Below are 13,785 nucleotides of genomic sequence, written 5' to 3'. Positions count from 1 at the left end.
CCTATAAAAAACTTAAAAAATAAATGTGTTTGTTACAATTTCAATGTCGTTTTATCCAGTTTTCAAAGAACAACGATTGGTGGAGCCTAGCGGGATCGAACCGCTGACCTCCTGCGTGCAAGGCAGGCGCTCTCCCAGCTGAGCTAAGGCCCCAAGAGGTATATATGGTGGGCCTAAATGGACTCGAACCATCGACCTCACGCTTATCAGGCGTGCGCTCTAACCAGCTGAGCTATAGGCCCTCTTGGAAGTTTTATATTATTTAATAAACCTTCAAAACTGAACGCAAAACGTAATCTTACAAACCCTAGGTTTGTATTCCGAAATAATCCTTAGAAAGGAGGTGATCCAGCCGCACCTTCCGATACGGCTACCTTGTTACGACTTCACCCCAATCATCTATCCCACCTTCGGCGGCTGGCTCCAAAAGGTTACCTCACCGACTTCGGGTGTTACAAACTCTCGTGGTGTGACGGGCGGTGTGTACAAGGCCCGGGAACGTATTCACCGCGGCATGCTGATCCGCGATTACTAGCGATTCCGGCTTCATGTAGGCGAGTTGCAGCCTACAATCCGAACTGAGAACGACTTTATCGGATTAGCTCCCTCTCGCGAGTTGGCAACCGTTTGTATCGTCCATTGTAGCACGTGTGTAGCCCAGGTCATAAGGGGCATGATGATTTGACGTCATCCCCACCTTCCTCCGGTTTGTCACCGGCAGTCACCTTAGAGTGCCCAACTAAATGATGGCAACTAAGATCAAGGGTTGCGCTCGTTGCGGGACTTAACCCAACATCTCACGACACGAGCTGACGACAACCATGCACCACCTGTCACCGTTGCCCCCGAAGGGGAAACTATATCTCTACAGTGGTCAACGGGATGTCAAGACCTGGTAAGGTTCTTCGCGTTGCTTCGAATTAAACCACATGCTCCACCGCTTGTGCGGGCCCCCGTCAATTCCTTTGAGTTTCAGTCTTGCGACCGTACTCCCCAGGCGGAGTGCTTAATGCGTTAGCTGCAGCACTAAGGGGCGGAAACCCCCTAACACTTAGCACTCATCGTTTACGGCGTGGACTACCAGGGTATCTAATCCTGTTTGCTCCCCACGCTTTCGCGCCTCAGTGTCAGTTACAGACCAGATAGTCGCCTTCGCCACTGGTGTTCCTCCAAATCTCTACGCATTTCACCGCTACACTTGGAATTCCACTATCCTCTTCTGCACTCAAGTCTCCCAGTTTCCAATGACCCTCCACGGTTGAGCCGTGGGCTTTCACATCAGACTTAAGAAACCACCTGCGCGCGCTTTACGCCCAATAATTCCGGACAACGCTTGCCACCTACGTATTACCGCGGCTGCTGGCACGTAGTTAGCCGTGGCTTTCTAATAAGGTACCGTCAAGGTACAGCCAGTTACTACTGTACTTGTTCTTCCCTTACAACAGAGTTTTACGAACCGAAATCCTTCTTCACTCACGCGGCGTTGCTCCATCAGGCTTTCGCCCATTGTGGAAGATTCCCTACTGCTGCCTCCCGTAGGAGTCTGGGCCGTGTCTCAGTCCCAGTGTGGCCGATCACCCTCTCAGGTCGGCTACGCATCGTCGCCTTGGTGAGCCGTTACCTCACCAACTAGCTAATGCGCCGCGGGCCCATCCTATAGCGACAGCCGAAACCGTCTTTCAGTATTTCACCATGAGGTGAAACAGATTATTCGGTATTAGCCCCGGTTTCCCGGAGTTATCCCAAACTATAAGGTAGGTTGCCCACGTGTTACTCACCCGTCCGCCGCTAACGTCGAAGGAGCAAGCTCCTTCTCTGTTCGCTCGACTTGCATGTATTAGGCACGCCGCCAGCGTTCGTCCTGAGCCAGGATCAAACTCTCCATAAAAGAAATTTGAATAGCTCAAATTGTTTTGCTGGCATCAATTTTGATGTCCAAAATTTTGTTTTGTTCACTAACTGAAGTTAGTTACTGAAAACTTTATTGATTACGTTTTGCTTGTTCAGTTTTCAAGGTTCATTTAATAAATCGAATTGGTGGAGCCTAGCGGGATCGAACCGCTGACCTCCTGCGTGCAAGGCAGGCGCTCTCCCAGCTGAGCTAAGGCCCCATATATTTTTAGGAAATGGTCGGGAAGACAGGATTCGAACCTGCGACCCCTTGGTCCCAAACCAAGTGCTCTACCAAGCTGAGCTACTTCCCGTTCTTTTTTGGCGCGCCCGACAGGAGTCGAACCCATAACCTTCTGATCCGTAGTCAGACGCTCTATCCAATTGAGCTACGGGCGCATTAAAAATGGTGCCGAGGACCGGAATCGAACCGGTACGGTAGTCACCTACCGCAGGATTTTAAGTCCTGTGCGTCTGCCAGTTCCGCCACCCCGGCACATTTGGAGCGGAAGACGAGGTTCGAACTCGCGACCCCCACCTTGGCAAGGTGGTGTTCTACCACTGAACTACTTCCGCATGTGCATAAGTTTTTTTATCTGGCAATGAAATAATGGTGCGGGTGAAGGGAGTCGAACCCCCACGCCTTGCGGCGCTAGATCCTAAGTCTAGTGCGTCTGCCAGTTCCGCCACACCCGCTTATTATTATTTAAAAATGGTGAGCCATGAAGGACTCGAACCTTCGACCCTCTGATTAAAAGTCAGATGCTCTACCAACTGAGCTAATGGCTCTAAAAAATGGTGCCGGCTATAGGAATCGAACCCACGACCTACTGATTACAAGTCAGTTGCTCTACCTGCTGAGCTAAACCGGCATATGGTGGAGGATGACGGGCTCGAACCGCCGACCCTCTGCTTGTAAGGCAGATGCTCTCCCAGCTGAGCTAATCCTCCTGGGTAATATGCCTAGCGATGTCCTACTCTCACAGGGGGAAGCCCCCAACTACCATCGGCGCTAAAGAGCTTAACTTCCGTGTTCGGTATGGGAACGGGTGTGACCTCTTTGCCATCATCACTAGACTTTTAAAAGACAAGATTTATTATAACTTATTTCGTTATAAATGCAAGCTTTTTTAAACTTTCTTGTTCTTTCAAAACTGGATAAACGGTTCATTGAATGGTTCAAACATTTTTGGTTAAGTCCTCGATCGATTAGTATTCGTCAGCTCCATGTGTCACCACACTTCCACCTCGAACCTATCTACCTCATCGTCTTTGAGGGATCTTACTTACTTGCGTAATGGGAAATCTCATCTTGAGGGGGGCTTCATGCTTAGATGCTTTCAGCACTTATCCCGTCCACACATAGCTACCCAGCGATGCCTTTGGCAAGACAACTGGTACACCAGCGGTGTGTCCATCCCGGTCCTCTCGTACTAAGGACAGCTCCTCTCAAATTTCCTACGCCCACGACGGATAGGGACCGAACTGTCTCACGACGTTCTGAACCCAGCTCGCGTACCGCTTTAATGGGCGAACAGCCCAACCCTTGGGACCGACTACAGCCCCAGGATGCGATGAGCCGACATCGAGGTGCCAAACCTCCCCGTCGATGTGGACTCTTGGGGGAGATAAGCCTGTTATCCCCGGGGTAGCTTTTATCCGTTGAGCGATGGCCCTTCCATGCGGAACCACCGGATCACTAAGCCCGTCTTTCGACCCTGCTCGACTTGTAGGTCTCGCAGTCAAGCTCCCTTGTGCCTTTACACTCTACGAATGATTTCCAACCATTCTGAGGGAACCTTTGGGCGCCTCCGTTACCTTTTAGGAGGCGACCGCCCCAGTCAAACTGTCCGCCTGACACTGTCTCCTGCCCCGCTAAGGGGCATGGGTTAGAATTTCAATACAACCAGGGTAGTATCCCACCGACGCCTCCTTCGAAGCTGGCGCTCCGAGATCTCTGGCTCCTACCTATCCTGTACAAGTTGTACCAAAATTCAATATCAGGCTACAGTAAAGCTCCACGGGGTCTTTCCGTCCTGTCGCGGGTAACCTGCATCTTCACAGGTACTATAATTTCACCGAGTCTCTCGTTGAGACAGTGCCCAGATCGTTACGCCTTTCGTGCGGGTCGGAACTTACCCGACAAGGAATTTCGCTACCTTAGGACCGTTATAGTTACGGCCGCCGTTTACTGGGGCTTCAATTCGCAGCTTCGCTTGCGCTAACCACTCCTCTTAACCTTCCAGCACCGGGCAGGCGTCAGCCCCTATACGTCACCTTACGGTTTTGCAGAGACCTGTGTTTTTGCTAAACAGTCGCCTGGGCCTATTCACTGCGGCTCTCATGCGCTTGCACGCTCAAGAGCACCCCTTCTCCCGAAGTTACGGGGTCATTTTGCCGAGTTCCTTAACGAGAGTTCTCTCGCACACCTTAGGATTCTCTCCTCGACTACCTGTGTCGGTTTGCGGTACGGGCACCTCTCACCTCGATAGAGGCTTTTCTTGGCAGTGTGAAATCAGGAACTTCGTCCATACGGACTCGCCATCACAGCTCAACGTTACAGTGTGCGGATTTGCCTACACACACGCCTTACTGCTTGGACGCGCATAACCAACAGCGCGCTTACCCTATCCTACTGCGTCCCCCCATTTCTCAAACGGTGAGGAGGTGGTACAGGAATATCAACCTGTTGTCCATCGCCTACGCCTATCGGCCTCGGCTTAGGTCCCGACTAACCCTGAGCGGACGAGCCTTCCTCAGGAAACCTTAGTCATACGGTGGACGGGATTCTCACCCGTCTTTCGCTACTCATACCGGCATTCTCACTTCTAAGCGCTCCACCAGTCCTTCCGGTCTGACTTCAACGCACTTAGAACGCTCTCCTACCACTGACATCGTAGATGTCAATCCACAGCTTCGGTGAATCGTTTAGCCCCGATACATTTTCGGCGCAGCGTCACTCGACCAGTGAGCTATTACGCACTCTTTAAATGATGGCTGCTTCTAAGCCAACATCCTGGTTGTCTGTGCAACGCCACATCCTTTTCCACTTAACGATTACTTTGGGACCTTAGCTGGTGGTCTGGGCTGTTTCCCTTTTGACTACGGATCTTATCACTCGCAGTCTGACTCCCGTGTATAAATATCTGGCATTCGGAGTTTGTCTGAATTCGGTAAACCGGGATGGCCCCCTAGTCCAAACAGTGCTCTACCTCCAGTATTCTCATCACGAGGCTAGCCCTAAAGCTATTTCGGAGAGAACCAGCTATCTCCAAGTTCGATTGGAATTTCTCCGCTACCCACACCTCATCCCCGCACTTTTCAACGTGCGTGGGTTCGGGCCTCCAGTAAGTGTTACCTTACCTTCACCCTGGACATGGGTAGATCACCTGGTTTCGGGTCTACGACCACGTACTATTTCGCCCTATTCAGACTCGCTTTCGCTGCGGCTCCGCCTTCTAAAGCTTAACCTCGCACGTAATCGTAACTCGCCGGTTCATTCTACAAAAGGCACGCTATCACCCATTAACGGGCTCTAACTACTTGTAGGCACACGGTTTCAGGATCTCTTTCACTCCCCTTCCGGGGTGCTTTTCACCTTTCCCTCACGGTACTGGTTCACTATCGGTCACTAGGTAGTATTTAGCCTTGGGAGATGGTCCTCCCGGATTCCGACGGAATTTCACGTGTTCCGCCGTACTCAGGATCCACTCAGGAGAGAACGAACTTTCGACTACAGGGCTTTTACCTGCTCTGGCGGACCTTTCCAAGTCGCTTCATCTAACTCGCTCTTTTGTAACTCCGTATTGAGTGTCCTACAACCCCAAGAGGCAAGCCTCTTGGTTTGGGCTCTTCCCGTTTCGCTCGCCGCTACTCAGGGAATCGATTTTTCTTTCTCTTCCTCCAGGTACTTAGATGTTTCAGTTCCCTGGGTCTGCCTTCAAGACGCTATGTATTCACGTCAAGATACTACGCGATTAAACGTAGTGGGTTCCCCCATTCGGAAATCTCCGGATCAAAGCTCACTTACAGCTCCCCGAAGCATATCGGTGTTAGTGCCGTCCTTCTTCGGCTCCTAGTGCCAAGGCATTCGCCGTGCGCCCTTAATAACTTAACCTAACGGCTTTCAATACACATCACATTTCGTTGTCAGCTTCACTCGTTCAATCAGTCACGTACTAAAAGTACGCTCCTTCATTCACTCGATTGCTTCCTAGAACTGCTCGTGTCTTGAAACCCTCTTAATGTTATTAAGCCTATAAAAAAACTTAAAAAATAAATGTGTTTGTTACAATTTCAATGTCGTTTTATCCAGTTTTCAAAGAACAAGTTTTGAAGCTTTTCATTCAAGAAGAATGAACCTTCAAAACTGAACGCAAAACGTAATCTTACAAACCCTAGGTTTGTATTCCGAAATAATCCTTAGAAAGGAGGTGATCCAGCCGCACCTTCCGATACGGCTACCTTGTTACGACTTCACCCCAATCATCTATCCCACCTTCGGCGGCTGGCTCCAAAAGGTTACCTCACCGACTTCGGGTGTTACAAACTCTCGTGGTGTGACGGGCGGTGTGTACAAGGCCCGGGAACGTATTCACCGCGGCATGCTGATCCGCGATTACTAGCGATTCCGGCTTCATGTAGGCGAGTTGCAGCCTACAATCCGAACTGAGAACGACTTTATCGGATTAGCTCCCTCTCGCGAGTTGGCAACCGTTTGTATCGTCCATTGTAGCACGTGTGTAGCCCAGGTCATAAGGGGCATGATGATTTGACGTCATCCCCACCTTCCTCCGGTTTGTCACCGGCAGTCACCTTAGAGTGCCCAACTAAATGATGGCAACTAAGATCAAGGGTTGCGCTCGTTGCGGGACTTAACCCAACATCTCACGACACGAGCTGACGACAACCATGCACCACCTGTCACCGTTGCCCCCGAAGGGGAAACTATATCTCTACAGTGGTCAACGGGATGTCAAGACCTGGTAAGGTTCTTCGCGTTGCTTCGAATTAAACCACATGCTCCACCGCTTGTGCGGGCCCCCGTCAATTCCTTTGAGTTTCAGTCTTGCGACCGTACTCCCCAGGCGGAGTGCTTAATGCGTTAGCTGCAGCACTAAGGGGCGGAAACCCCCTAACACTTAGCACTCATCGTTTACGGCGTGGACTACCAGGGTATCTAATCCTGTTTGCTCCCCACGCTTTCGCGCCTCAGTGTCAGTTACAGACCAGATAGTCGCCTTCGCCACTGGTGTTCCTCCAAATCTCTACGCATTTCACCGCTACACTTGGAATTCCACTATCCTCTTCTGCACTCAAGTCTCCCAGTTTCCAATGACCCTCCACGGTTGAGCCGTGGGCTTTCACATCAGACTTAAGAAACCACCTGCGCGCGCTTTACGCCCAATAATTCCGGACAACGCTTGCCACCTACGTATTACCGCGGCTGCTGGCACGTAGTTAGCCGTGGCTTTCTAATAAGGTACCGTCAAGGTACAGCCAGTTACTACTGTACTTGTTCTTCCCTTACAACAGAGTTTTACGAACCGAAATCCTTCTTCACTCACGCGGCGTTGCTCCATCAGGCTTTCGCCCATTGTGGAAGATTCCCTACTGCTGCCTCCCGTAGGAGTCTGGGCCGTGTCTCAGTCCCAGTGTGGCCGATCACCCTCTCAGGTCGGCTACGCATCGTCGCCTTGGTGAGCCGTTACCTCACCAACTAGCTAATGCGCCGCGGGCCCATCCTATAGCGACAGCCGAAACCGTCTTTTAGTGTTTCACCATGAGGTGAAACAGATTATTCGGTATTAGCCCCGGTTTCCCGGAGTTATCCCAAACTATAAGGTAGGTTGCCCACGTGTTACTCACCCGTCCGCCGCTAACGTCGAAGGAGCAAGCTCCTTCTCTGTTCGCTCGACTTGCATGTATTAGGCACGCCGCCAGCGTTCGTCCTGAGCCAGGATCAAACTCTCCATAAAAGAAATTTGAATAGCTCAAATTGTTTTGCTGGCATCATTTTGATGTCCAAAATTTTGTTTTGTTCACTAACCGAAGTTAGTTACTGAAAACTTTATTGATTACGTTTTGCTTGTTCAGTTTTCAAGGTTCATTTCGTCAACCATCTTTCGACAGCAACTTTTATATTATAACAACATCATTTCTCGTTGTCAACATCTTTTTTCAAGAAAAATTTCATTCCCAGAAGAGACAACTTTTAAATCTTATCATAACCACTTTACCAAGTCAACATCTTTTTATTCAAATTGTTTTTGAAGTTTGATGTTAGTTCTTACGTCGTCTTAACGACAAGTAATAATTTATCACGTTATGATAGACTTGGCAAGTGTTTTTTAAATAAAATCTATTGAATTAAAAAAACACAAATTTATAAGCATTTTTGTGCATTTACGAGAATACCAAATTGAGATATTCTCTTTGCTTACTTAATTATTTGTTTTACTATACATCTCTTTCTTTTAAATCTCAATGTTTTAAAATAAAAATACTTATTTATTCTCAAGATACCATTTGTTTAGGGAAGGAAATCTCAGTGGTATTTGTTTGTAAACATTACTCCTTCAGATTTATAAATCAAAGTCTTGTAAATTGTAATCAACATAGCAATATAATTTCATGCTATAACGCTACTATGAATAAATCCCGTTGCCTTCTGGATAGTTTGAATCTAAGCAACCTTTCGCACAAACCTACTTTTAATTTTATAACCGCCATAACAACATTTCCTATATAAGTCACTATAAAGCTCTATTTAGTTTTTCATTTCCTAACAAATAAGCAGGCGCTAAAGTGCTTCTACTGCACTTTAGCGCCTGCTTACTGCTATTTATGTCCCTATTTAAGGTCATCCGCTTGAGGATCCACAATATTTAAGCACCATAAGAAATTGTCCCACGCAGAATACCAGCCACTGAAAACTTCAGAAGAATCATCCCAACGAACGTCGAATTTCTTGTGGCCATCTATTTCTACTAAATATAAAGTAAGGTTCTCATCTTTTTTAGCAACCACTAATTTCATACCATTCTCAAGTTCTTCTTCAGTAAATGGCACATCAGAAACCGAACGTAGTTGTGCCTGTTCAAATACTTGTTTGTTAATAATTTTGTAATTCATTATAAGCCCCCAATAAAAATACTTCTTTTTATACTTTTTGAATTTGAAAAACATAGAACTATAAAAGTATAACCTAAATTTTATCCTCGTTTAAACAACTTAATTTTTTTATAGCTTAAAAAGAGGAGAACTCACCTATATTGTGAATTCTCCTCTTCATTCATTACTATTCTTTTATTGCTTCACGAAAAGACTTCATTACAATTTAACTATTTTGTAATATGACGCATTGTTGGGAATAATAATACATCACGAATTGATGGTGAATTTGTAAGAAGCATGATTAAACGGTCAATACCAATACCTAGTCCACCTGTTGGAGGCATACCGTATTCCAACGCTTCAATGAAATCGTTGTCCATTTCATGTGCTTCATCGTTACCAGCTGCTTTTTCTGCTAATTGCGCTTCAAAGCGTTGGCGTTGGTCGATTGGATCATTTAATTCTGTGAAGGCATTTGCATGCTCACGACGAACAATAAATAGCTCAAAACGATCTGTGAAACGCTCGTCCTCTGGATTCTTCTTCGCAAGAGGTGAAATTTCTACTGGATGACCATATACAAATGTTGGCTGCACAAGAGTCTCTTCTACTTTTTGTTCAAAGAATTCATTAATGATATGACCTACTTCATGAACATCTTTCACTTCTACTCCGTGCTTTTTTGCAAGTGCTTGCGCTTGTTCTTTTGTCATTGGCTGCCAGAAGTCTACACCTGTTGCCTCTTTTACAGCGTCTACCATGTGTACTCGTTTCCAACCTACTGCAAGGTTGATTTCATCTTCTCCATATTGAACTGTCGTTGTACCAAGAACTTCTTGCGCAACATGTGCAATAAGGTTTTCAGTTAGTGACATGATATCTTGATAATCAGCATATGCTTCATATAGCTCAATCATTGTAAATTCAGGGTTATGACGTGTAGAGATTCCTTCGTTACGGAATACACGACCGATTTCATAAACTTTCTCTAAACCACCAACTATTAAACGTTTTAAATGCAATTCGATTGCGATTCGCATATATAGTTCCATATCTAGTGCATTGTGGTGCGTAATAAATGGACGAGCAGCTGCACCACCAGCAATCGTATGAAGCATTGGTGTTTCTACTTCTAAATATCCAGAGTTATCTAGATAATTACGGATTGCACGGATGATTTTAGAACGAGTTATAAATGTTTTTTTACTATCTTCATTTGTCATTAAATCTAAGTAACGTTGGCGATAACGTTGCTCAACATCCTGTAGGCCGTGGAATTTCTCTGGCATAGGACGAAGTGCTTTTGTAAGGAACGTGAAGCCCTCCGCTTTTACTGAAAGCTCTCCAACTTGTGTACGGAATACGTTTCCACGCACTCCAACAATATCTCCTAAGTCTGCTTGCTTAAATAATTCATATGCTTCCTCGCCTACATGATCTTGACGAACATAAATTTGAATTTGGCCACCTAAATCTTGAATATGGGCAAAGCCAGCTTTTCCTTTACCACGTTTCGTCATAATACGACCCGCAATAACAACCTCTTGAAGGTTTTCTTCTAGCTGCTCTTTTGTTTGGTCTGCAAATTGCTCACGCACTTCTGTTGATAAATGTGTACGCTCAAAACGACTTCCGAAAGGGTCTTGTCCGTTTTCTAGTATTGTCGTCATTTTTTGGCGTCTCACCAAAAGTTGATCATTTAATTCTTCTATATTATTTGACACTTGTTTCACTCCTTAAGTAAATTGTCCGCGTTTACGTCCATAATATTTCTATTGTACACAATTTTAGTGCTGTAATCATCTGTTTCAATTTATTTTCAATCCAACAAAAGATGATTAATAATTCTAAAAATTAAAGTTAGCAACACAAAGGCGCCTCTTTTAAAAATACCGAGACGCCCTATACATATCACTATACAATTAATTCCTTAGCTTCTGGACCGACTAAATTAAATTCGCTCTCTTCATATTCCTGCACAAGGCCATTTAATAGCGCACGAAGGTCTGCCGCCGTTTCTGTTTGGTTAATAGCATTACGTGCTTTCCCATTACCACGAATTCCTTTTAAATACCATGACGCATGTTTACGCATTTCACGCACCGCAATTCCTTCTCCTTTTAATTGGAGAAGACGTTCAAAGTGTAGGAGACATACATCCATTTTTTCTCGAACACTTGGTTCTTCCTTTAACTCACCTGTTTCTAGGTATTGAACCGTGCGGTAAATCATCCATGGATTACCTAATGCAGCACGCCCAATCATGACTGCATCTACTCCTGTAGTTTCAAGCATACGTTTAGCATCTTGTGGTGTTTCCACGTCACCATTACCAAGCACAGGAATGTTTACATTCTCCTTCACTTGACGAATGAAATCCCAATTCGCTTTACCTTCATACATTTGTACACGTGTACGACCATGAACCGCCACCGCTGCTGCACCTGCACGCTCAACAGCTTGTGCATTTTCCACTGCAAAAATATGCTCGTCATCCCAGCCAATACGCATTTTTACGCTGACCGGTTTTTTGACAGCATCCACAACAGCCGCTACCATTTCATATACTTTATTTGGATCAAGTAACAAGCGGGCTCCTGCTTCACATTTAATGATTTTATTAACAGGGCACCCCATGTTGATATCAATAATATCAGCAGTTGTATTTTCATCCACATATTTCGCCGCTTCCACTAAAGTTGCTTTATCTCCACCAAAAATTTGCAATGACAGAGGATTTTCACGTTCATCGATATAAAGCATCCCTAATGTTTTTTCGTTTTTTTGGACAATACCCTTATCACTAATCATTTCAGCATACACGAGACCTGCTCCGAACTCTTTAACCGTTAATCGGAAAGCAGAGTTACAGATCCCAGCCATTGGCGCTAAAACCACTCGATTGTCCATGACGATATCGCCAATTTGAAACGGCTTCTCTGTTGTAAGACTCAACGTTGTCTTCCTCCTCTAAAAGCTTTTACCTATTATTTGCTATCTATTGTTAATGCTATGCATTAATCTTTCATCCACATACTATTCTTAATACACCGTTGAAAACTCTTCAAACGGACTCCATAGGGTGATACCTTCATTTTCGCAATCCATTTGCTGCAACAGATCGTGCGCTTGTTGTAGCTGTACATCAAAGGGTGATGCTGCAATCTCTACTAATGGTACTAAGACGAATGCTCTTTCGTACATTCTTGGATGGGGAACTGTTAAACTCTCCGTTTCAATATTCTCTTGATTGTAAAGTAAAATGTCAAGGTCAATGATTCGTGGGCCCCAGCGAAATTCTCGAACACGCCCTAATTCCTGTTCTATGGATTGGCAGATCTTCAACATATCAGCAGAAGAAACATCTGTTTTTAGATGAACAGCAATATTTAAAAAATCTGCCTGATCTGTATAACCCACTGCAGCAGTTTCATAAACAGACGATACACGAACAAGTTTAATACCTTCCGTTTCCTTTAAAAGGGCAACTGCATGCTGAAGATTTTCATATCTCTCTCCCATATTCGTTCCGATAGATAAATAGACATCCTTCATCAGAAATCACCTCTCGTTACCTCAACAGACACCTCTTTGTAATAGCCATGAATTGGTGGGTCTGGTTTAATTAGTTCTACACGAACTCCTTTTACTTTATCAGGGTAGGTTGTTAATATTGCATCCGCTACTCTCACGACCAGAGCCTCAATTAGCTTAAACGGTTCCCCCTCCACAATATCACGGCATAATGCATAGACCTCTGCATAGTTCACTGTATAAGAGAGATCATCTGTTTCTCCAGCCTTGGTCATATCTACAGCAAGGGAAACATTTGCTCGAAAGCGTTGACCTAGAGTTGTTTCTGCTGCTAATACACCATGGTAGCCATAAAACTGCATGTCCTTTAAATGAATGTAATCCATCACGCTTCCTCCTTAAACAAACGTTTTCCCACTAAGACATCAGCCATATACGTAGCACGCGTCATTTCCTTTACATCATGAACACGTATCATATGACAGCCCTTTTCAATTCCATAAACCACTGTCGCACTTGTCCCTTCAAGACGCTCTTCAACAGGTAGTTTTAAGACATTGCCAATCATTGATTTACGTGACGTTGCTAATAATACAGGGTAACCCATAGCTACTAAATCCTTTAAGTGTTGCATCATAACTATATTTTGGCCAGTATTTTTAGCAAAGCCGATACCTGGATCTAAGATGATATGATGTTCAGGAACCCCCGCTTGCTGAGCGATGGCAATACTTTTCTCTAAGTCCATTTTTGCTGTCGCCCAAAAATCAACACCATAATCCATATTTTCGCGATTATGCATTAAAATAATAGGCACATGTAAATCCGCAGCAACCTGAGCAATTTCTGGCTCAGCCTTCGCACCCCAAATATCATTAATCATATGTGCCCCTGCTTCAATAGCAGCACGGGCTACATTTGCTTTATACGTATCAACGGAAATAACGGCCCTTACTTCTTTCGCTAATGCTTGAATAACGGGCACAATGCGTGCAATTTCATCTTCATCTGAAATTCGTTCATACCCAGGGCGTGTAGATTCCCCACCTACATCAATTATTTTAGCCCCTTCAGCCACCATTTTTTTCGCTTGAGCAACAGCAGCTTCTACATTGTTGTATTTTCCACCATCTGAGAAGGAATCTGGTGTAACATTGAGAATCCCCATAACAAATGTTTCTTTTGTATAGTCTAATGTAATACCATTAAGCGTTAATGGTTTCTTATATTTTTCTAGCATGTAAA

At 45.3% G+C, this 13,785-nt stretch carries 6 protein-coding genes, 11 tRNA genes and 4 rRNA genes; all 21 read right to left on the bottom strand.

The genetic code is table 11. From position 1 onward, the window contains the following. Window positions 1-77 precede the first annotated feature (77 nt). The 21 genes from MKY46_RS00615 to folP all read right to left on the bottom strand — a co-directional run bounded on the left by MKY46_RS00615 (window position 78) and on the right by folP (window position 13,780). Window positions 78-153: transfer RNA gene (locus tag MKY46_RS00615), tRNA-Ala, on the bottom strand. 12 nt (window positions 154-165) lie between these two features. After that, window positions 166-242: transfer RNA gene (locus MKY46_RS00610), tRNA-Ile, on the bottom strand. 94 nt (window positions 243-336) lie between these two features. After that, window positions 337-1,888, bottom strand: a 16S ribosomal RNA gene (locus MKY46_RS00605). Between the two features lie 147 nt (window positions 1,889-2,035). Then, window positions 2,036-2,111, bottom strand: a tRNA-Ala gene (locus MKY46_RS00600). A 16-nt stretch (window positions 2,112-2,127) separates the two neighbouring features. Next, window positions 2,128-2,204, bottom strand: a tRNA-Pro gene (locus MKY46_RS00595). Between the two features lie 8 nt (window positions 2,205-2,212). Further along, a tRNA-Arg gene (locus MKY46_RS00590) sits at window positions 2,213-2,289 on the bottom strand. Between the two features lie 8 nt (window positions 2,290-2,297). Continuing rightward, window positions 2,298-2,386: transfer RNA gene (locus MKY46_RS00585), tRNA-Leu, on the bottom strand. A gap of 5 nt (window positions 2,387-2,391) precedes the next feature. Then, window positions 2,392-2,466: transfer RNA gene (locus MKY46_RS00580), tRNA-Gly, on the bottom strand. Between the two features lie 35 nt (window positions 2,467-2,501). Continuing rightward, window positions 2,502-2,586, bottom strand: a tRNA-Leu gene (locus MKY46_RS00575). Window positions 2,587-2,603: 17 nt separating this feature from the next. Continuing rightward, window positions 2,604-2,679, bottom strand: a tRNA-Lys gene (locus MKY46_RS00570). A 7-nt stretch (window positions 2,680-2,686) separates the two neighbouring features. Beyond that, a tRNA-Thr gene (locus tag MKY46_RS00565) sits at window positions 2,687-2,762 on the bottom strand. Between the two features lie 3 nt (window positions 2,763-2,765). After that, window positions 2,766-2,841, bottom strand: a tRNA-Val gene (locus tag MKY46_RS00560). Window positions 2,842-2,851: 10 nt separating this feature from the next. Then, window positions 2,852-2,967 (bottom strand): 5S ribosomal RNA (gene rrf, locus MKY46_RS00555). A gap of 112 nt (window positions 2,968-3,079) precedes the next feature. Beyond that, a 23S ribosomal RNA gene (locus MKY46_RS00550) occupies window positions 3,080-6,007 on the bottom strand. Between the two features lie 309 nt (window positions 6,008-6,316). Then, window positions 6,317-7,868: ribosomal RNA gene (locus MKY46_RS00545) — 16S ribosomal RNA — on the bottom strand. Together the 16S, 23S and 5S rRNA genes with 11 tRNA genes alongside form the textbook arrangement of a ribosomal RNA operon. An 874-nt stretch (window positions 7,869-8,742) precedes the next feature. Beyond that, window positions 8,743-9,024, bottom strand: a complete 282-nt coding sequence (locus MKY46_RS00540) for a hypothetical protein (RefSeq protein WP_036123109.1) — start codon at window positions 9,022-9,024, stop codon at window positions 8,743-8,745. Between the two features lie 209 nt (window positions 9,025-9,233). Next, window positions 9,234-10,739 carry a lysine--tRNA ligase gene (gene lysS, locus MKY46_RS00535; RefSeq protein ID WP_036123105.1) on the bottom strand — a complete coding sequence of 502 codons (1,506 nt, stop codon included), beginning with the start codon at window positions 10,737-10,739 and terminating at the stop codon, window positions 9,234-9,236. Between the two features lie 181 nt (window positions 10,740-10,920). Continuing rightward, a complete protein-coding gene (gene dusB, locus MKY46_RS00530; RefSeq protein ID WP_036120709.1) occupies window positions 10,921-11,961 on the bottom strand; it encodes a tRNA dihydrouridine synthase DusB in 1,041 nt (346 codons plus the stop codon). An 87-nt stretch (window positions 11,962-12,048) separates the two neighbouring features. Next, on the bottom strand, window positions 12,049-12,561 hold the full coding sequence (folK, locus tag MKY46_RS00525) for a 2-amino-4-hydroxy-6-hydroxymethyldihydropteridine diphosphokinase (RefSeq protein ID WP_036120706.1): 513 nt from the start codon (window positions 12,559-12,561) through the stop codon (window positions 12,049-12,051). Then, window positions 12,561-12,926, bottom strand: a complete 366-nt coding sequence (gene folB / locus MKY46_RS00520) for a dihydroneopterin aldolase (RefSeq protein WP_036120703.1) — start codon at window positions 12,924-12,926, stop codon at window positions 12,561-12,563. The genes folK and folB overlap by 1 nt, the downstream gene beginning before the upstream one ends. After that, window positions 12,926-13,780 (bottom strand): dihydropteroate synthase, encoded by an 855-nt coding sequence (gene folP / locus MKY46_RS00515; protein ID WP_036120700.1) that lies wholly within the window; start codon window positions 13,778-13,780, stop codon window positions 12,926-12,928. The genes folB and folP overlap by 1 nt, the downstream gene beginning before the upstream one ends. Window positions 13,781-13,785 lie beyond the last annotated feature (5 nt).

Source organism: Lysinibacillus sp. FSL M8-0355 (assembly GCF_038008985.1).
Classification (GTDB): domain Bacteria; phylum Bacillota; class Bacilli; order Bacillales_A; family Planococcaceae; genus Lysinibacillus; species Lysinibacillus fusiformis_D.
This window is presented reverse-complemented; position numbering and strand designations above follow the sequence as displayed.